This window comes from Pseudomonas extremaustralis, from assembly GCF_900102035.1.
Taxonomy (GTDB): Bacteria; Pseudomonadota; Gammaproteobacteria; order Pseudomonadales; family Pseudomonadaceae; genus Aquipseudomonas; species Aquipseudomonas extremaustralis.
The window spans coordinates 3,386,766-3,405,427 of sequence record NZ_LT629689.1; the positions used below are offsets into that span (position 1 = coordinate 3,386,766).

The 18,662-nt window shown below is 60.3% G+C and carries 18 protein-coding genes; 7 read left to right on the forward strand and 11 right to left on the reverse strand.

Annotated elements, in window-relative coordinates; genetic code table 11:
• Positions 1-44: 44 nt before the first annotated feature.
• The 8 genes from rseP to rpsB all read right to left on the reverse strand — a co-directional run bounded on the left by rseP (position 45) and on the right by rpsB (position 7,520).
• Positions 45-1,397, reverse strand: coding sequence for an RIP metalloprotease RseP (rseP, locus tag BLR63_RS15555; protein ID WP_010563525.1), 1,353 nt, complete (start codon positions 1,395-1,397; stop codon positions 45-47).
• A gap of 53 nt (positions 1,398-1,450) precedes the next feature.
• The gene (gene ispC, locus BLR63_RS15560) at positions 1,451-2,641 is read right to left on the reverse strand and encodes a 1-deoxy-D-xylulose-5-phosphate reductoisomerase (protein ID WP_010563524.1); all 1,191 of its coding nucleotides are present in this window, start codon (positions 2,639-2,641) and stop codon (positions 1,451-1,453) included.
• Complete coding sequence (locus BLR63_RS15565) at positions 2,638-3,444, reverse strand: phosphatidate cytidylyltransferase (RefSeq protein ID WP_010563523.1); 807 nt, start codon at positions 3,442-3,444, stop codon at positions 2,638-2,640. Before BLR63_RS15565 ends, ispC begins: the two co-directional genes overlap by 4 nt.
• The gene (gene uppS, locus BLR63_RS15570; protein ID WP_010563522.1) at positions 3,445-4,200 is read right to left on the reverse strand and encodes a polyprenyl diphosphate synthase; all 756 of its coding nucleotides are present in this window, start codon (positions 4,198-4,200) and stop codon (positions 3,445-3,447) included.
• Positions 4,201-4,217: 17 nt separating this feature from the next.
• Complete coding sequence (gene frr, locus BLR63_RS15575) at positions 4,218-4,775, reverse strand: ribosome recycling factor (RefSeq protein WP_010563521.1); 558 nt, start codon at positions 4,773-4,775, stop codon at positions 4,218-4,220.
• Complete coding sequence (gene pyrH / locus BLR63_RS15580; protein WP_003189161.1) at positions 4,772-5,515, reverse strand: UMP kinase; 744 nt, start codon at positions 5,513-5,515, stop codon at positions 4,772-4,774. Before pyrH ends, frr begins: the two co-directional genes overlap by 4 nt.
• Positions 5,516-5,727: 212 nt before the next feature.
• Positions 5,728-6,591, reverse strand: a complete 864-nt coding sequence (gene tsf / locus BLR63_RS15585; protein WP_010563520.1) for a translation elongation factor Ts — start codon at positions 6,589-6,591, stop codon at positions 5,728-5,730.
• Positions 6,592-6,782: 191 nt separating this feature from the next.
• Complete coding sequence (rpsB, locus tag BLR63_RS15590; protein ID WP_003219330.1) at positions 6,783-7,520, reverse strand: 30S ribosomal protein S2; 738 nt, start codon at positions 7,518-7,520, stop codon at positions 6,783-6,785.
• Between the two features lie 387 nt (positions 7,521-7,907).
• On the opposite strand from rpsB, the gene map reads away from it, so the two are divergent.
• From map to dapC, 3 genes are all read left to right on the forward strand, one after another.
• The gene (gene map, locus BLR63_RS15595) at positions 7,908-8,702 is read left to right on the forward strand and encodes a type I methionyl aminopeptidase (RefSeq protein ID WP_010563519.1); all 795 of its coding nucleotides are present in this window, start codon (positions 7,908-7,910) and stop codon (positions 8,700-8,702) included.
• Between the two features lie 67 nt (positions 8,703-8,769).
• A complete protein-coding gene (locus tag BLR63_RS15600; protein ID WP_010563518.1) occupies positions 8,770-11,472 on the forward strand; it encodes a [protein-PII] uridylyltransferase in 2,703 nt (900 codons plus the stop codon).
• A 45-nt stretch (positions 11,473-11,517) separates the two neighbouring features.
• Positions 11,518-12,717: a succinyldiaminopimelate transaminase gene (dapC, locus tag BLR63_RS15605; protein WP_010563517.1), complete on the forward strand. Its 1,200-nt coding sequence runs from the start codon at positions 11,518-11,520 to the stop codon at positions 12,715-12,717.
• Between the two features lie 50 nt (positions 12,718-12,767).
• Here dapC and BLR63_RS15610 read toward each other — a convergent pair whose 3' ends face one another.
• The 3 genes from BLR63_RS15610 to BLR63_RS15620 all read right to left on the reverse strand — a co-directional run bounded on the left by BLR63_RS15610 (position 12,768) and on the right by BLR63_RS15620 (position 15,296).
• A complete protein-coding gene (locus tag BLR63_RS15610) occupies positions 12,768-13,277 on the reverse strand; it encodes a type II toxin-antitoxin system YhaV family toxin (RefSeq protein WP_010563516.1) in 510 nt (169 codons plus the stop codon).
• Positions 13,278-13,279: 2 nt separating this feature from the next.
• Positions 13,280-13,480: an AbrB/MazE/SpoVT family DNA-binding domain-containing protein gene (locus tag BLR63_RS15615; RefSeq protein WP_010563515.1), complete on the reverse strand. Its 201-nt coding sequence runs from the start codon at positions 13,478-13,480 to the stop codon at positions 13,280-13,282.
• A 172-nt stretch (positions 13,481-13,652) separates the two neighbouring features.
• A complete protein-coding gene (locus tag BLR63_RS15620) occupies positions 13,653-15,296 on the reverse strand; it encodes a Na+/H+ antiporter (RefSeq protein WP_010563514.1) in 1,644 nt (547 codons plus the stop codon).
• Positions 15,297-15,550: 254 nt separating this feature from the next.
• Between BLR63_RS15620 and BLR63_RS15625 the strand changes: the two genes are divergently transcribed.
• The 4 genes from BLR63_RS15625 (at position 15,551) to BLR63_RS15640 (ending at position 18,609) form a co-directional block, all read left to right on the forward strand.
• A complete protein-coding gene (locus tag BLR63_RS15625) occupies positions 15,551-15,859 on the forward strand; it encodes an arsenate reductase (protein WP_231124426.1) in 309 nt (102 codons plus the stop codon).
• A gap of 32 nt (positions 15,860-15,891) precedes the next feature.
• Positions 15,892-16,926, forward strand: a complete 1,035-nt coding sequence (dapD, locus tag BLR63_RS15630; RefSeq protein ID WP_010563512.1) for a 2,3,4,5-tetrahydropyridine-2,6-dicarboxylate N-succinyltransferase — start codon at positions 15,892-15,894, stop codon at positions 16,924-16,926.
• Between the two features lie 67 nt (positions 16,927-16,993).
• Complete coding sequence (locus BLR63_RS15635; RefSeq protein WP_010563511.1) at positions 16,994-18,199, forward strand: aminotransferase class V-fold PLP-dependent enzyme; 1,206 nt, start codon at positions 16,994-16,996, stop codon at positions 18,197-18,199.
• Positions 18,196-18,609 (forward strand): SufE family protein, encoded by a 414-nt coding sequence (locus BLR63_RS15640; RefSeq protein ID WP_010563510.1) that lies wholly within the window; start codon positions 18,196-18,198, stop codon positions 18,607-18,609. The genes BLR63_RS15635 and BLR63_RS15640 overlap by 4 nt, the downstream gene beginning before the upstream one ends.
• Positions 18,610-18,662: the final 53 nt, after the last annotated feature.

Genomic DNA, 18,662 nt, shown 5'->3' on the forward strand with positions numbered 1-18,662 from the left:
ACAAACTGCCGCAAAATGCGGCAGATTCGCAATTCAGCGAAGCGTTACAGACGACCCAGATCGTTGACCAGGGCTAACAACATCACCCCGACCACCAAACTGATACCGATCTGTATCCCCCAACCCTGCACCCGATCCGACAAGGGGCGACCACGCACCCACTCGACCAGATAAAACAACAGATGCCCCCCATCCAATACAGGAATGGGCAACAAATTCAGAACACCCAGGCTGATACTCAGATAAGCCAGGAAATTCAGGAAATCCGCGACCCCCGACTGGGCAGAAGCGCCCGCCACTTTAGCAATGGTTATCGGCCCACTCAAGTTTTTTACCGAGAGCTCGCCGAACAACATTTTCTTGAGCGATTCTAGAGTCAGCACACTCATGGTCCAGGTGCGTCGCGCGCCCTCGCCAATCGCGGCCAACGGCCCGAAGCTGACCTCGCGCACCATGGAAGGCGGCCACTCCGGACTCTTGACCCCGGCACCGAGGTAACCCCCGGCGGCCTTGGCTTCCCCGCGTACCGACAGAGTCACGGGAACGTCGATTTGAGCACCGTCACGTTCGATTTTCAGCAAAACTTTGGTATCAGGACGTACACGTACCAGGTCGACCACTTGCTGCCAGTCCCCCAGTGCCTGCCCATCAAGGGCCAACAGGCGGTCGCCGGTTTTCAGACCTGCGGCCTGGGCCGGCCCTTTCGGATCCAGTTCGGCGAGCACCGGTGGCAGCGCCGGACGCCACGGGCGGATGCCCAGGGATTTGATCGGATCAGGCTCATCAGCCCCTTTGAGCCAGTGGTCCAGGGCCAATTCACGCGGGCTTTCGGCGGTAGAGTCCTGCTCGCGCACCACAACGTTGACGCTGCCGCTCTCGCCCAGGCGACGGACCAGCTGCAAATTGACCGCCCCCCAACCAGTGGTGGGTTCGCCATCAATAGAAACAATTTCCTGCCCGGCGACCAATCCAGCCTTCGCCGCCATGCTGCCCGCCTCAACCACACCGATAACCGGACGTATCTGTTCGCTGCCGAGCATGGCCAGGACCCAGAAAAACACCATCGCCAACAAGAAATTGGCGATCGGACCGGCGGCGACAATAGCGATACGCTGACGAACGGTCTTGCGATTGAAGGATTGGTCCAACTGGTCCGCCGGCACTTCGCCTTCGCGCTCGTCGAGCATCTTGACGTAGCCGCCCAATGGGATGGCCGCAATCACGAATTCGGTGCCGCGACGGTCGTGCCAGCGCAATAGCGGCATGCCGAAACCAACGGAAAAGCGCAGTACCTTGACGCCGCAACGACGCGCCACCCAGAAGTGGCCGAACTCGTGGAAGGTAACCAGCACACCCAGAGCAACCAGGGTGCCGACAATCATGTAAAGCGCACTCATCTAATTTCTCCGCATTCCAATCCAGTGCCTGAAGGCTCAAGCGCGCCGACAGGCTAACGCGCGTTGCGGCTCAACCATTGTTCGGCCAGGGCCCGGGCCTTGGTATCCGCCTCGAACACGGCGCCCAGCTCATTCACAGCCACTATGGGCTCCAGGCCCAGAACGTCTTCGATGATACGCGCGATCTGCGGAAAGCGGATGCGCCGTTCGAGAAACGCCGCCACAGCCACTTCATTGGCCGCATTAAGCATCGCCGGGGCGCTGTTTCCGGCCTCCGCCGCTTGCCGCGCCAGACGCAGACAGGGAAAGCGTTGCTCATCCGGGGCTTCGAAGTCCAGCCGGGCAATCGCAAACAGGTCCAACGGGGCCACACCGGAATCAATCCGCTCCGGCCAGGCCAGGGCATTGGCGATTGGCGTGCGCATATCGGGATTGCCCAACTGCGCCAATACCGAACCGTCCACATAGTCGACCAGGGAATGAATCACGCTTTGCGGGTGAACCACCACCTCGACCTGATCTGGCCGTGCATCAAACAGCCAGCACGCCTCGATCAACTCCAGGCCCTTGTTCATCATGCTTGCCGAGTCCACGGAAATCTTGCGCCCCATGGACCAGTTAGGATGCGCGCACGCCTGATCGGGAGACACATGCTCCAGCTCTTCCAGCGGAGTTTGCCGGAAAGGACCACCGGAGGCGGTCAATAGAATACGGCGCACGCCCACATGGCTCAGGCCACGGGCAAAGTCACCGGGCATGCACTGGAAGATTGCGTTGTGCTCACTGTCGAGTGGCAACAGCACCGCGCCGCTTCTACGCACAGCCTGCATGAAGAGCGCGCCGGACATGACCAGTGCTTCTTTGTTCGCCAGCAGGATTTTCTTGCCGGCATCGACAGCCGCCAGGGTCGGACGCAAGCCGGCGGCGCCGACAATGGCCGCCACCACTGTATCCACCTCGGCATCGGCCGAGACCTGACACAACCCCTCCTCCCCCACCAGCACTTGAGTGGCCAGCCCGGCAGCCCGCAACTCCTCCTGCAGCCCCCGAGCGGCCGCAACCCCAGGCACGACAGCGAAACGCGGCACATAGCGCACGCACAGGGCCAGCAATTCGCGCAGGCGCGTAAACCCGGTCAGGGCGAAGACTTGATAACGATCAGGGTGGCGAGCGATCACATCCAGGGCGCTCAGGCCTACCGAGCCGGTCGCCCCCAGCACGGTCACTTGTTGCAGGCGGCTCACGATGCAGTCATCCACAACAGCACAGCGAAAATCGGGATAGCCGCGGTCAGGCTGTCAATGCGATCCAGCACCCCCCCATGACCCGGCAGCAGGTTGCTGCTGTCCTTGATCCCGGCCTGGCGCTTGAACATGCTTTCGGTGAGGTCGCCCACCACCGAGATAAATACCACGACGGCCGTCCCCAGCAGCGCCAGGATAATGTCCTTGATGGACCAATCGCGCACCACCCCCACGACCAGCGTGATCGCCAGCGTCAAAGCGAGGCCGCCGTAGACGCCCTCCCAACTCTTGCCCGGACTGACTGCCGGCGCCAGCTTGCGCTTGCCGAATGCCCGGCCGGAGAAATAGGCGCCGATATCCGCCCCCCAGACAAGCACCATCACAGCCATGATCAACCAGTTGCCCATGGGCGAATGCTTGATCAGCACCAGCCCTTGCCAGGCGGGCAGCAGGATCAACAGACCGATCACCAGCTTGCAGGCTACGCTGGACCAATGACTGCTGGTCTGCGGATAGGTCAGCACCAGGAAAGTCGCGAGCGCCCACCACAACACCGCCGCCCCCAATACCCAGGGTGCGACATCCGGCAGGATGTACATCAGGAACAGCAGCAGTGCGACGACGGCGGCATACGCCACGCGCGGCAACTGCGTGCCGAAACCCGCCAGACGCGCCCACTCCCAGGCCCCCAGGGTCACGACCAGGCCGATGAACAGCGCAAAGCCGGAACCTTCGAGCAGGAAAAACCCACACAGGGCGATCGGTAACAGGATCAGTGCCGTGATGATTCGTTGTTTAAGCATTTAAACCCGGGCTCCAGCTTCGATCTGCTCGCTCGTTTTACCGAAGCGACGCTGACGGGAAGCGAAATCGGCCAATGCAGTGCGCATGGCATCGTGTTTGAAGTCCGGCCAGAACAGGTCGGAGAAGTACAGCTCGGTATAGGCCAACTGCCATAACAGGAAGTTGCTGATGCGGTGCTCGCCACCGGTACGGATGCACAAGTCCGGCAACGGCAGGTCGCCGGTCACCAGACAGGTTTGCAACAGTTCGGGCGTGATTTCGTCCGGGCGCAGATGCCCGGCCTGCACTTCACGGGCCAGCCGCTGGGCGGCCTGGGCAATGTCCCACTGGCCGCCGTAGTTGGCTGCAATCTGCAGCACGAAACGGCCGACACCGGCAGTGATCGCCTCGGCTTCGCGCATGGCCGCCTGCAGTTCCGGGTGGAACCGCGAGCGATCACCAATGATACGCAGGCTGATGTTGTTCTCGTTGAGACGCTTGGCCTCCCGACGCAGGGCCCTGAAGAACAGATCCATCAAGGCACTGACCTCTTCGGCGGGTCGCTGCCAGTTCTCACTGGAGAAGGCAAACAGGGTCAAGACTTCGACCTTGGCCTCGGCGCATACCTCGATCACAGCCCGAACCGCATCGACCCCCGCTTTATGCCCGGCGACACCTGGCAAAAAGCGCTTCTTCGCCCAGCGATTATTACCATCCATGATGATCGCGACATGGCGCGGCACCACAGAGGGCACAGTCTGCTTGGTCTTTTCCATGAAGGCGTCCTGACCCCTTATACGGCCATCAGGTCCTTTTCTTTTTCTTCCGTGGCCTTGGTGATCTGGGCCTCGGCGTCCTTGGTCAGCTTGTCGATATCAGCGACGGCACGACGCTCTTCGTCTTCACTGATTTCCTTGTCCTTGACCAGCTTCTTCAGGTCACCCAGGGCATCGCGACGAATGTTGCGCACCGCAACACGAGCATCTTCAGCCGCACTGCGTGCCTGCTTGGTGAAGCCCTTACGGGTTTCTTCGGTCAAGGCCGGCATGGAGATGAGCAACAACTCACCCAGGTTGGTCGGGTTGAGGTTCAGGCCGGCGCTCTGGATGGCCTTGTCGACGGCCGCGAGCATGTTGCGCTCGAAAGCCACGACTTGCAGGGTGCGCGAGTCTTTAACGGTGACGTTGGCTACGCCGCTCAGCGGTGTGTCGGCGCCATAGTAAGGCACCATCACGCTGCCCAGGATGCTTGGGTGCGCCTTGCCGGTACGAATCTGGCCGAATGCATGGCTCAGAGACTCCAGGGATTTGTGCATACGCGCTTGGGCGTCTTTCTTGATTTCGTTGATCATTGTTGGCCTTCCTCGATCAGAGTCCCTTCCGCACCGCCGTGTACGATATTCAGCAGAGCACCGGGCTTGTTCATGTTAAATACGCGCAGCGGCATCTTGTGGTCGCGGCACAGGCAAATAGCCGTCAGGTCCATCACGCCCAGCTTGCGATCCAGCACTTCATCGTAGGTCAGATGATCGAACTTCTCGGCATGCGGGTCTTTGAATGGGTCTGCGGTGTATACGCCATCTACCTTGGTGGCCTTTAGCACCACATCAGCATCGATCTCGATGGCGCGCAGGCAAGCCGCCGAATCGGTGGTGAAGAACGGGTTACCCGTACCTGCGGCGAAGATCACCACTTCCTTGGAGTTCAGGTGGCGCATGGCCTTGCGGCGATCATAGTGATCGGTCACACCCACCATGGAAATAGCCGACATCACGATAGCCGAGATGTTGGCGCGCTCAAGGGCATCACGCATGGCCAGGGCATTCATCACAGTGGCCAGCATGCCCATGTGATCACCGGTTACCCGATCCATGCCGGCCGCACTCAGTGCCGCGCCACGGAACAGGTTGCCGCCACCGATCACCAGGCCTACCTGTACGCCGATGCCGACCAGTTGGCCGACTTCCAGCGCCATGCGATCAAGCACCTTGGGATCGATCCCGAACTCTTCCGAGCCCATCAGGGCCTCGCCGCTGAGCTTGAGTAGAATGCGTTTATAGCGAGCCTGATAACCACTGCCCTGCTGAGCCATTGCGAATCTCTCCTGCGGCGTATTTTTTAAAAAATTCTTGGCGAGCCGTTTACGGCTTGCGTTCACTCTAGCTGGACGCTATCACAGCGCCATCGGAACACGGCTTTGTAAGCCAGTTCCAAGGGGAAGCAAAATAAAATCAGCCTTCCCATTTGAAAAGAGGCTGCGCGCGTGAGCGGGCAGCCTCTTTCGGGCGACAGTTGAAAACTGTCTTATTGCTTGGCGGCAGCCAGCTGGGCAGCAACTTCTTCTGCGAAGTTGTCGACCGGCTTCTCGATGCCTTCGCCTACTTTGAAGTAAGTGAAGGAAACGATTTCAGCACCGGCTTTCTTGGCCAGTTCGCCAACCTTGACTTCAGGGTTCTTGACGAACGCCTGCTCGACCAGGCTTGCTTCTGCCAGGAACTTGCTGATACGGCCTTTGATCATGTTTTCAACGATGTTCTCTGGCTTGCCAGCGATCTTGTCAGCGTTGAGGCTCAGGAACACGGCTTTTTCACGTTCGATAGCGTCAGCAGACACTTCCGACGGCAGCAGGAACTCAGGGTTGCTGGCCGCTACGTGCATAGCGATGTCTTTGGCCAGCTCAACATTGCCGCCCTTTAGAACAACCGCTACACCGATCTTGTTGCCGTGCAGGTAACCACCGACAACATCACCTTCAACGCGAACCAGGCGACGAATGTTGACGTTTTCGCCAACCTTGCCGACCAGTACCAGGCGATCAGCTTCTTGAGCTTCGATCAGCGGAGCGGCGTCGGTCAGCTTGTCAGCGAAGGCTTTTTCAACGCTGGCAGTAACGAATGCCTTGAAGTCGTCCTGCAGAGCTAGGAAGTCGGTCTGCGAGTTCACTTCCAGCAGGACTGCGGATTTACCGTCTTCCTTCAGGGCGATGGCGCCTTCAGCGGCAACGTTGCCTGCTTTCTTGGCAGCCTTGATGGCGCCCGAAGCACGCATGTCATCAATGGCTTTTTCGATGTCGCCGCCGGCCTTGGTCAAGGCCTTTTTGCAATCCATCATGCCTTCGCCGGTACGCTCACGCAGTTCTTTGACCAACGCTGCAGTAATCTCTGCCATTTCAAAATCCTCTTGGATAGGTTTTCAACCATTCCACCCGATCAAACGGGCGATCAATTCTTCCCGAATCTCCGTTGTAGGCCGCTGCACGTTACAGATGTTGTAGCTGCGCTGCCGACAAATGGTTTTCGAGGGGGCAAAAAGGGGGCCAAGCCCCCTTTTTGCTTACTGAGTCAACGCCAGGGCGTCAATTACTCAGCGGCAGCTACCGGAGCTTCTTCAACGAACTGCTCGGTACCACCAGCAACGTGGTTGCGACCACGGATAACAGCGTCAGCCATCGAACCCATGTACAACTGGATAGCGCGGATTGCGTCATCGTTGCCTGGGATGATGTAGTCAACGCCTTCCGGGCTGCTGTTGGTATCGACTACGCCGATAACCGGGATGCCCAGCTTGTTGGCTTCGGTGATCGCGATGCGCTCGTGGTCAACGTCGATAACGAACAGTGCGTCAGGCAGACCGCCCATGTCCTTGATACCACCCAGGGAACGATCGAGCTTTTCCAGGTCGCGAGTGCGCATCAGCGCCTCTTTCTTGGTCAGCTTGGCGAAAGTACCGTCTTCGGCTTGCACTTCAAGGTCACGCAGACGCTTGATGGAAGCACGGATGGTTTTGAAGTTGGTCAGCATGCCGCCCAACCAGCGGTGATCGACGTACGGCGAACCGCAACGTGCTGCTTCTTCAGCAACGATCTTGCCAGCGGAACGCTTGGTACCGACGAACAGAATCTTGTTTTTGCCCTGGGCCAGGCGCTCTACGAAGGTCAGCGCTTCGTTGAACATTGGCAGGGTTTTTTCAAGGTTGATGATGTGGATCTTGTTACGCGCGCCGAAAATGTATTTACCCATTTTCGGGTTCCAGTAACGGGTCTGGTGACCGAAGTGCACACCGGCCTTCAGCATATCGCGCATGTTGACTTGGGACATGATAGTTCCTTAATAAGTCGGGTTTGGCCTCCACGTATCCCAATGACCAACCAGCGGCATCAAGGCCTCCGGCACCCAGGTCATCGTGTCGACACGTGTGTGGATTTAAGCTCTTCGGGGTATCCCCGGAAAGCGGCGCATTTTATACCACACGAAGGGCGAAAACGAAACCCGCAATCACATTTGCCGTATGCAGCCCTGGCGTAACCCTTTGAATAGAGCGAATTTAACCCCACCTGATAGACAGAAGCGATCATCAGAGGCTCATGATTTGACGCCATCGTCTGTTAGAATCGCGTTTTTTGGGGCTTGTGCGGATTCTGCAACCTTTTGTCGCACACCCGTAAACCGTATTGATTTCAGCGCGTCGCGCTAGAGAGAGCCCGTATGACCGTTACCTTGAAAACCGCCGAAGACATCGCCGGCATGCGCATCGCCGGCAAACTGGCTGCCGACGTGCTGGAAATGATCGCCGAACACGTCAAGCCCGGCGTGACCACCGAAGAGCTGGATCGCATCTGCCACGACTATATCGTCAACGTGCAAAAAGCCATCCCAGCCCCACTGAACTACAAGGGCTTCCCCAAGTCGATCTGCACCTCGATCAACCATGTGGTGTGCCACGGCATCCCAGGCGACAAGCCGCTCAAAGACGGCGACACCCTGAACATCGACGTCACCGTCATCAAGGATGGCTACCACGGCGACACCAGCCGCATGTTCCATGTCGGCACCGTGCCGGTCTGGGCCGAGCGCCTGTCCCAAGTCACCCAGGAATGCATGTACAAGGCCATCGAACTGGTCAAGCCCGGTTGCCGCCTGGGCGATATCGGCGAAGTGATCCAGAAGCACGCGGAAAAGAACGGCTTCTCGGTCGTGCGTGAGTTCTGTGGCCATGGCATCGGCAAGGTGTTCCACGAAGAGCCGCAGATCCTGCACTACGGCCGCGCCGGCACCGGCATGGAACTCAAAGCGGGCATGACCTTCACCATCGAACCGATGATCAACCAGGGCAAGGCCGACACCAAGGTGCTGGGCGACGGCTGGACCGCCATCACCAAGGACCGCAAGCTCTCGGCCCAGTGGGAGCATACCCTGCTGGTCACCGATACTGGCTACGAGATCTTCACCCTGCGCGCCGACGACACGATCCCGCGCATTTCGGGTGCAGCTTCGGCGTAAGCAGGCTGACCAGGTTTTCCCAAGCTGTGTTGTGACTGACTGACTAGATAAAAAGGAAAGCCAATCGATGCCCCAGGTGGATCCCGAACTCTTCGACCGTGGCCAGTTCCAGGCCGAACTGGCCCTGAAAGCAAGCCCCATTGCCGCTTTCAAGAAGGCTATCCGCCAGGCCCGCGAGGTGCTCGACGAGCGCTTTCGCAGCGGCCGGGACATCCGTCGGCTGATCGAGGACCGTGCCTGGTTCGTCGATAACATCCTGCAAAAGGCCTGGGAACAGTTCAGTTGGAGCGAAGACGCCGATATCGCCCTGGTGGCGGTCGGCGGCTATGGTCGCGGCGAACTGCACCCCTACTCCGACATCGACCTGCTGATCCTGCTGGACAGCGCCGACCATGAGATCTTTCGCGATTCCATCGAGCGCTTTCTGACGCTGCTGTGGGATATCGGCCTAGAAGTCGGCCAGAGCGTGCGCTCGGTGGCCGAGTGCGCCGAAGAGGCCCGTGCCGACCTCACCGTGATCACCAACCTGATGGAAAGCCGCACCATCGCCGGCCCCGAGCGCCTGCGCCAGCGCATGCTCGAAGTCACCAGCACCGCCCACATGTGGCCGAGCAAGGACTTCTTCCTGGCCAAACGCGCCGAGCAGAAGGCCCGGCACCATAAGTACAACGATACCGAATACAACCTGGAACCGAACGTCAAAGGCTCGCCGGGCGGGCTGCGGGATATCCAGACGATTTTGTGGGTTGCCCGTCGCCAGTACGGCACCCTGAACCTGCGGGCCCTGGCCGGCGAAGGCTTCCTGGTGGAGAGCGAAAACGCCCTGCTGGCCTCGTCCCAGGAATTCCTGTGGAAAGTGCGCTACGCCCTGCACATGCTCGCCGGACGCGCCGAAGACCGCCTGCTGTTCGACCATCAGCGCTCCATCGCCACCCTGCTGGGGTTTGAAGGCGAAGATGCGAAGACCAGCATCGAAAGCTTCATGCAGCAGTACTACCGGGTGGTCATGAGCATTGCCCAGCTCAGCGACCTGATCATCCAGCACTTCGAGGAAGTGATCCTGGCCCCCGAAGACGAAGCGCCGCCGCAACCGATCAATGCGCGCTTCCAACTGCACGACGGCTATATCGAGGCGCGCAACGACAACGTATTCCGCCGCACCCCGTTCGCCATGCTGGAAATCTTCGTGCTCATGGCCCAGCAGCCGGAAATCAAAGGCGTGCGCGCCGACACCATCCGCCTGCTGAGGGAAAACCGTCACCTGATCGACGACGACTTCCGCCACGACATTCGCAACACCAGCCTGTTCATCGAGCTGTTCAAATGCAAGATCGGCATCCACCGCAACCTGCGACGGATGAACCGTTACGGCATTCTCGGGCTCTACCTGCCGGAGTTCGGCTTTATCGTCGGGCAGATGCAGCACGACCTGTTCCACATTTATACGGTGGACGCCCACACCCTGAACCTGATCAAGCACCTGCGTAAGCTGCAGTACACCCAGGTGTCAGAGAAATTCCCGCTGGCCAGCAAGCTCATGGCCAAGCTGCCCAAGCCGGAACTGATCTACCTGGCCGGCCTGTACCACGACATCGGCAAAGGCCGGCACGGCGACCATTCGGAGGTCGGCGCGGTCGACGCCGAGGCATTCTGCCAGCGCCACCAGTTGCCATTGTGGGACAGCCGCCTGATCGTCTGGCTGGTGCAGAACCACTTGGTGATGTCGACCACCGCCCAGCGCAAGGACTTGTCCGACCCCCAGGTCATCCACGACTTCGCGCAGATCGTCGGCGACGAAACCCGCCTCGACTACCTGTACGTGCTGACCGTCTCCGACATCAACGCCACCAACCCGACGCTGTGGAACTCCTGGCGCGCCAGCCTGTTGCGCCAGCTCTACACCGAAACCAAGCGCGCCTTGCGCCGAGGCCTGGAAAATCCGGTGGACCGCGAAGAGCAGATCCGCCGCACCCAAAGCGCGGCCCTGGATATCCTGGTGCGCGGCGGCAACGACCCGGATGATGTCGAGCAGCTGTGGTCGCAGTTGGGCGACGACTATTTCCTGCGCCACACCGCTGGCGATGTCGCCTGGCACACCGACGCCATTCTGCAACAGCCGGCCGATGGTGGCCCGCTGGTGCTGATCAAGGAAACCACCCAGCGCGAGTTCGAGGGCGGCACACAGATCTTCATCTATGCGCCCGACCAGCACGACTTCTTCGCCGTGACCGTGGCCGCCATGGACCAGCTCAACCTGAACATCCATGACGCCCGGGTGATCACCTCCAGCAGCCAGTTCACCCTCGACACCTACATCGTGCTCGACACCGAGGGCGAGTCCATCGGCGACAATCCGGCGCGGGTGAAAAAGATCCGCGAAGGCCTGACCGAAGCGCTGCGCAACCCGGATGACTACCCGACCATCATCCAGCGCCGGGTACCGCGCCAGCTCAAGCACTTCGCTTTCGCGCCCCAGGTGACCATCTCCAACGACGCACAGCGCCCGGTGACGGTGCTCGAGCTCAGCGCCCCGGACCGCCCAGGCCTGCTGGCGCGGGTCGGCGGGATCTTCCTGGAGTTCGACCTGTCGTTACAGAACGCCAAGATCGCGACCCTCGGCGAGCGCGTGGAAGACGTGTTCTTCATTACCGATGCGGATAACCAGCCGTTGTCCGACCCTGAGCTGTGCCGGCGCTTGCAGGAAGCCATCGTCCAACAGTTGAGCGTCAACCAGGAAAGCGGCGTGGAGCCATCGCGCCTGAGTATCTGATCGAAAGCCCTTTTTAGCTTCCAATGAATTGAACGAGATCCACCGATGAACAACGCCCTGAACCAGCTGCAGCCCTACCCGTTCGAAAAACTGCGCGCCCTGCTGGGCAGCGTCACGCCAAACCCGGACAAGCGCCCGATCGCGCTGTCCATCGGCGAACCCAAGCACAAATCCCCGGCGTTCGTCGCCGAGGCCCTGAGCAACAATCTCGACCAGATGGCGGTGTACCCGACCACCCTGGGCATCCCGGCCCTGCGCGAAGCGATTGCTGCCTGGTGCGAACGTCGCTTCAACGTGCCCAAAGGCTGGCTGGACCCGGCGCGCAATATCCTGCCGGTCAACGGCACCCGCGAAGCGCTGTTCGCCTTCACCCAGACCGTGGTCAACCGTAGCGACGATGCGCTGGTGGTCAGCCCGAACCCGTTCTATCAAATCTACGAAGGCGCCGCGTTCCTGGCCGGGGCCAAGCCGCATTACCTGCCCTGCCTCGACGAAAACGGCTTCAACCCGGATTTCGATGCGGTCTCGCCCGACATCTGGAGACGCTGCCAGATCCTGTTCCTGTGCTCCCCAGGCAACCCGACCGGCGCCTTGATCCCGGTCGACACCCTGAAAAAACTCATCGCCCTGGCCGACGAATACGACTTCGTGATCGCCGCCGACGAGTGCTACAGCGAACTCTACTTCGACGAACAGACCCCGCCGCCGGGCCTGCTCAGCGCCTGTGTCGAGCTGGGCCGCCAGGACTTCAAGCGTTGCGTGGTGTTCCATAGCCTGTCCAAGCGCTCCAACCTGCCGGGCCTGCGCTCCGGCTTCGTGGCCGGCGACGCGGATATCCTCAAGGGCTTCTTGCTGTACCGCACCTACCATGGCTGCGCGATGCCAGTGCAAACCCAGCTGGCCAGCATCGCCGCCTGGCAGGACGAAGCCCACGTGCGGGCCAACCGTGACCTGTATCGCGAAAAATTCGACGCAGTGCTGGCGATTCTCAAGCCGGTGCTGGACGTGCAAAACCCGGATGGCAGCTTCTACCTGTGGCCGAATGTGAATGGCGACGATGCTGCGTTCTGCCGCGACCTGTTCATGGAAGAGCACGTGACCGTGGTGCCGGGCTCGTACCTGTCACGGGAGGTCGACGGCGTCAACCCCGGCGCCGGGCGTGTGCGCATGGCCCTGGTCGCGCCATTGGCGGAGTGCGTGGAAGCGGCTGAGCGGATTCGCGACTTTATTCAGCGTCGTCGGTAAGAGATGCAAGCAGCCCGGCGAATCAGGCTGGGCTTGTTTTCAATGTCGTCTTACTCTTCCTCGGTACCTGTCGCCGCGTCATCAAGATGTAGCCCCTCGCATACGGCTATCAGTTCAGCAAAAGAGTTTGGCATTTTCCCGCCTTTCAACATCGCTGTAAAAACGGCGTAGACGTCGTTTTTATCACCAGCCTTTCGAAGGGTTCGCTCATCATTCAGCCAGGCGTAAATGATGGTCTTCGGCGCCTCCGATCTGAACTGAAAGAACAATCGATAACGCGGCAAGAGCCCCTGCTTTTTCACCCGAAACCAATGCAAGAACTCGCGCCCCAGGGTCTTGCCTTGCCGATAACAAGGATGCGCCGGGTTAGCAGGAACGGTTCGCAGAACGTTACCGGTTACAGCATCAAACAACTTATACGCAGGGTGATGATGAAAGCCTTCAGGGTCGCTGATTGCGGCTCGCTCTATATCAGCGGTAAGTTCCTCCAGACGTAGAACGAAAAACGGGTGGGCATAAAGCGCCCACCCGTTTTCGATATGAACAGTACTTTCAGTCACGCTCAACCTTCTTGCAGCTCACGACGCCGATTGGCGTCTGCCTTGGCGCGAAGCGTTTCAATTCGTTGCACCAAACCACGAGAGAGGGGCTGGACACTGTCTGGATTTGCCTTGATATCGTCATCAAGCAACTCCAGAAACCCTACGCCAGCCTGCAACTCCGCTTTCTTTTCGGTAAACGAGACGACATTGCTTTTAGACATGACCTCTCTCCATAAAATTTTGCGCTTCAGCACACCGGATCGCTAAAGAATCAATGTAGGACACTATTGAGCACAAGGAGGGCATTTAACACCATAAAAGCACCCAAGTGACGCTACCCCGATAGATGGGCAAGCCAACATAGCTTGGATCGAGGATAGCAATCAAAGCTGATCATTTGACGTGACCCAGATTCGCCTCTGTCATATCCAGATCCGCCAACACTTCCCTCAATACGTCATCACCGATCCGGTGGTGACGACTCAAGCTGTACAACTCCAGACGCTGGGCACGCAGGGCCTTGAGCCGCAGTTTGCGTTCGAGCAGATCCATCTGCTGTGCCAGCGCCTGGGCTTCGGCCGAATCGTTGAACACCTGCAACTGATGCCGATATTCCGACATCAGTCGCGCCCTGAGTTCGGTGGCCAGTGCTGCCTGGGCGGCGTCGGAGTTTTCCACCTCGGCAGGTTCTTCCGTCTCCAGGGCATGGATCGCCGCCACGGCGGTCTTCTTCCAAGCCTCGCGCACTTCGTTGCGGCGCTTCTCGTCCGGGCTATTTTCGATACCGCGCAACAGCAGCGGCAGGGCAATACACGCGGCAATCAGCGACAGTAGGATCACCCCCGCGGCGATGAAGATCAGCAGGTCGCGCTCGGGAAAGTCCTTGCCCCGCGCCAGCAGCAAAGGCACCGACATCACACCGGCCAGGGTCACGGCACCGCGCACGCCACCGACGGTCAATAGCCAGCAGGAGCGTGCGGTGGGCACCAGGGTCAGTTCACTTCTCCCACGCAGACGGCGAAGTACTCCCGACAAACGCCAGATGCTTTGTACCCAGATAAAGCGCAACACCAGCAACACCAGGAAGATCGCGATCACATCCAGGCAGCGATACAACAAGGTTGGCCACAACGTCGGTTCATGACTGACCACCGCCTTGACGATGTCCGGCAGTTGCAGCCCCAGCAGCAGGAAGATCAGGCCGTTGAAGGCAAACTCCAGCAACGACCAGACACTGCGGTTGAGCAGGCGTGTACTGGTCTGGCGTGGCAACAGGTCGAGCCAGCTTTGCATCATCCCCGCCGCGACCGCCGACAAAATACCCGATGCGCCCAGACGTTCGGCCAGTACATAGGCAGCAAACGGCAGTAGCAACATGAACACCACGTGGGTCGCCGGATCATCCCAACCCCGGGCGACCATCCACGCGCGCAGGCGACCGACCAGCCAGCTCAACGCCACACCGACCGCCAGGCCACCCATGGCGACCAGCACAAAGGTCAGGCTGGCGTCCGCCAGGGAAAATACCCCGGTCAACGCCGCCGCCAGGGCGAACTTGAAGGTCACCAGGCCCGAAGCATCATTCATCAAGGCCTCGCCCTGGAGCATGTGCATCAGCGGTGTCGGCAAACGGTTCTGGGAAATGGCCGACACCGCCACGGCATCCGTCGGCGACAGCACGGCCGCCAGGGCGAAGGCCACCGGCAACGGGATCGAAGGCAATATCCAATGGATGAAATAACCGGCACCGACCACGGTAAACAGCACCAGCCCCACGGCCAACGTGAGGATCGGGCCGCGCAGGCGCCACAACTCGCGCTTGGGCATGCGCCAGCCATCGGAGAACAACAGGGGCGGCAGGAACAGAAACAGGAACAGCTCCGGGTCCAGCGCCACATGCAAACCCAGGGTCGGCCAAGCGAGCAAGGCACCCGCGCCAATCTGCACCAGCGGCAGCGGCAGAGGAATGATCCGTCCGACCAGACGCGAAACGCTGACCAACATCAGCAGGATAAGAACGGTGTAGGCGGTTTGCATAACGCGGGTTTCCCGGACAATCGACTCGCAACGACACACATCAGGCAACAACTCGCCGTTGAAGTGCCATATTAGCCGCCTATGCTGCACGATGGCTTTTGCACAAACGTCGCACGATGCTGACGAGCGGCACTCAAAGCCGCTGGTCGTGGCATAATCCGTGACCTTTGAATTTCATTCGTCCAGAAGGGGGCAATTCCTTGACCGTTTCAAGTAAAACGTTGCACCTTTTCGGCATTAAAGCCTGCGACACCATGAAAAAGGCGCGCACCTGGCTCGATGAGCACGGGGTGAGCTATGAGTTCCACGACTACAAAACGGCCGGCATCGACCGCGAACACTTGACCCAATGGTGCGACGAGCACGGTTGGCAGGTGGTTTTGAATCGTGCGGGCACCACCTTTCGCAAACTCGAAGACGAACGCAAAGCCGATCTCGATCAGTCGAAAGCCATTGAATTGATGCTCGCGCAACCTTCGATGATCAAGCGCCCGGTGCTTGATCTCGGTGACAGAACCCTGATTGGCTTCAAGCCAGATAGTTATTCGGCGGCCCTCAAGTAGGCCAGCCATTCCATTTTTGTAGAGGTAACAGCATGTCCAATTCCCTGTTCAGCCTGGGCTTCGGCGTCGGCACTCAGAACCGCCAAGGTGCTTGGCTGGAAGTGTTTTACGCCCAACCCTTGCTCAACCCATCGGCTGAAATCGTTGCGGCCATCGCGCCGATCCTCGGCTACAGCGAAGGCAACCAGGCGATCACGTTCACCGTCACCCAGGCCCTGCAACTGGCTGACGCGCTCAAGGGCGTCGATGCCGCCCAGGCCGCGCTGCTCAACCGCCTGGCTGAAAGCCACAACCCGTTGGTCGCCACCCTGCTGGCCGAAGACGCCGCGCTGACCTCCACCCCCGAGGCGTACCTCAAGCTGCACCTGCTGTCCCATCGCCTGGTCAAGCCACACGGCCTGAGCCTGGCCGGCGTGTTCCCGCAACTGCCGAACGTGGCCTGGACCAGCCAGGGCGCGATCGACATCAATGAGTTGGCCGAACGTCAACTGGAAGCGCGCCTGCGTGGCGAGCTGCTGGAAGTGTTCTCGGTGGACAAGTTCCCGAAAATGACCGACTACGTGGTACCGACCGGCGTGCGTATCGCCGACGCCGCGCGTATCCGCCTCGGCGCCTACGTGGGCGAAGGCACCACCGTGATGCACGAAGGTTTCGTCAATTTCAACGCCGGCACCGAAGGTCCGGGCATGATCGAAGGCCGTGTCTCGGCGGGCGTGTTCGTCGGCAAGGGCTCGGACCTGGGCGGCGGTTGCTCCACCATGGGCACCCTGTCGGGCGGCGGCAACATCGTGATCAAGGTCGGCGAAGGCTGCCTGATCGGTGCCAACGCCGGTATCGGTATCCCGTTGGGCGACCGCAACACCGTGGAATCGGGCCTGTACGTGACCGCCGGGACCAAAGTGGCGCTGCTCGACGAGCGCAACCAACTGGTCAAAGTGGTCAAGGCCCGCGAGCTGGCCGGCCAGCCGGACCTGCTGTTCCGCCGCAATTCCGAGACCGGTGCCGTGGAGTGCAAAACCCACAAATCGGCCATCGAACTGAACGAAGCGCTGCACGCTCACAACTAAGCAGCCACTCGATGCCACTAGCGGGTCGCGCCTTCGGGCCGGCTCGCTTATACGAGTCTTGATCACCATGCTTGTGCCCTCCCCCTGGCGCGCCGATTTTCCGGCCATCGCCACCCTGCAACGGCAAGACCAGACCTACCTGGACAACGCCGCCACCACGCAAAAACCTCAGGCCCTGCTGGACGCCATCAGCCATTACTACGCCAATGGCGCCGCCAATGTGCACCGTGCCCAGCATTTGCCGGGTGCCCATGCGACCCAGGCCTTCGAGGACAGTCGCAGCAAGGTTGCGCAGTGGTTGAATGCAGGCGACAGCGGGCAAGTCATCTTTACCCACGGCGCGACGTCTGCGCTGAACCTCTTGGCCTATGGCCTGGAGCACTTATTCAATGCGGGCGATGAGATTGTCATCAGCGCCCTGGAACACCACGCCAACCTGCTGCCCTGGCAGCAACTGGCCAAACGTCGCGCACTGGAGCTGGTGGTATTGCCACTCGGCGACGACGGCGTGATCGACCTCGACGCCGCCGCCGCGCTGATCGGCCCGCGTACGCGGCTGCTGGCGGCGAGCCAACTGTCCAACGTCTTAGGCACCTGGCAACCGCTGGACGCCTTGCTGGCACTGGCCAAGGCGCGTGGAGCCCTGACCGTGGTCGACGGCGCCCAAGGTATCGTCCATGGCCGTCATGACATGCAGGCCCTGGGCTGCGACTTTTATGTGTTCTCCAGCCACAAACTGTACGGCCCGGACGGCGTCGGCGTGCTGTTCGGCCGCAACGAAGCCTTGCATCACCTGCGCCACTGGCAGTTCGGCGGCGAGATGGTGCAACAGGCGGACTACCACAGTGCGAGCTTTCGCCCCGCGCCGCTGGGCTACGAAGCCGGCACGCCGCCGATCGCCGGCGTGATCGGCCTGGGCGCCAGCCTGGATTACTTGAGTTCGCTGGATCAACAGGCGGTGTCTGCCCATGAAGCGGCGTTGCATGACTACCTGTTGCGCGGCTTGAAAGCCCGTAATGGCGTGCGTGTACTGGGGGCGCCGCAGGTGGCACTGGTCAGCTTTGTGGTGGACGGCGTGCACAACGCCGACCTCGCCCACCTGCTCACCGAACAAGGGATCGCGGTGCGCGCCGGCCATCATTGCGCGATGCCGCTGCTCAAGGCGCTGCACTTATCGGGGGCGATCCGCGTGTCACTGGCGCTGTACAACGATTCCGATGACCTGGAGCGCTTCTTTGAAGCACTGGATCAGGCGCTGGATATGCTGCGATGAGCCTGCCGAAAGACGCCGTGGTCGCACTGCAAGCGTTTCAGTCGGTGGGCAGTTGGGAACAGCGGGCGCGCATGCTGATGCAATGGGGCGAACGCCTGCCGGCATTGGCCGATGAAGATAAGGTCGAGGCCAACCTGGTACACGGCTGCGAGAGCCTGGTGTGGTTGGTGGGGCGCTTGCAGGATGGGCATTGGCAGTTTGCCGCCAGCAGCGAGGCGCGGATGATCCGCGGGCTGGTGGCGTTGCTGCTGGCCCGGGTCAACGGACTGTCGGCTGCGGAACTGCAGGCGGTCGATTTGCCGGATTGGTTCAATCAACTCGGGCTGTCCCGCCAGTTGTCGCCCTCTCGTAGCAACGGCCTCAATGCCGTCCTGCAGCGCATGAGAGAACTGAGCCACACACAACACTGATGTGGGGGTGTGACAGTCAACCAAGACAGTGACTGACACTCAGGCAATCGGGA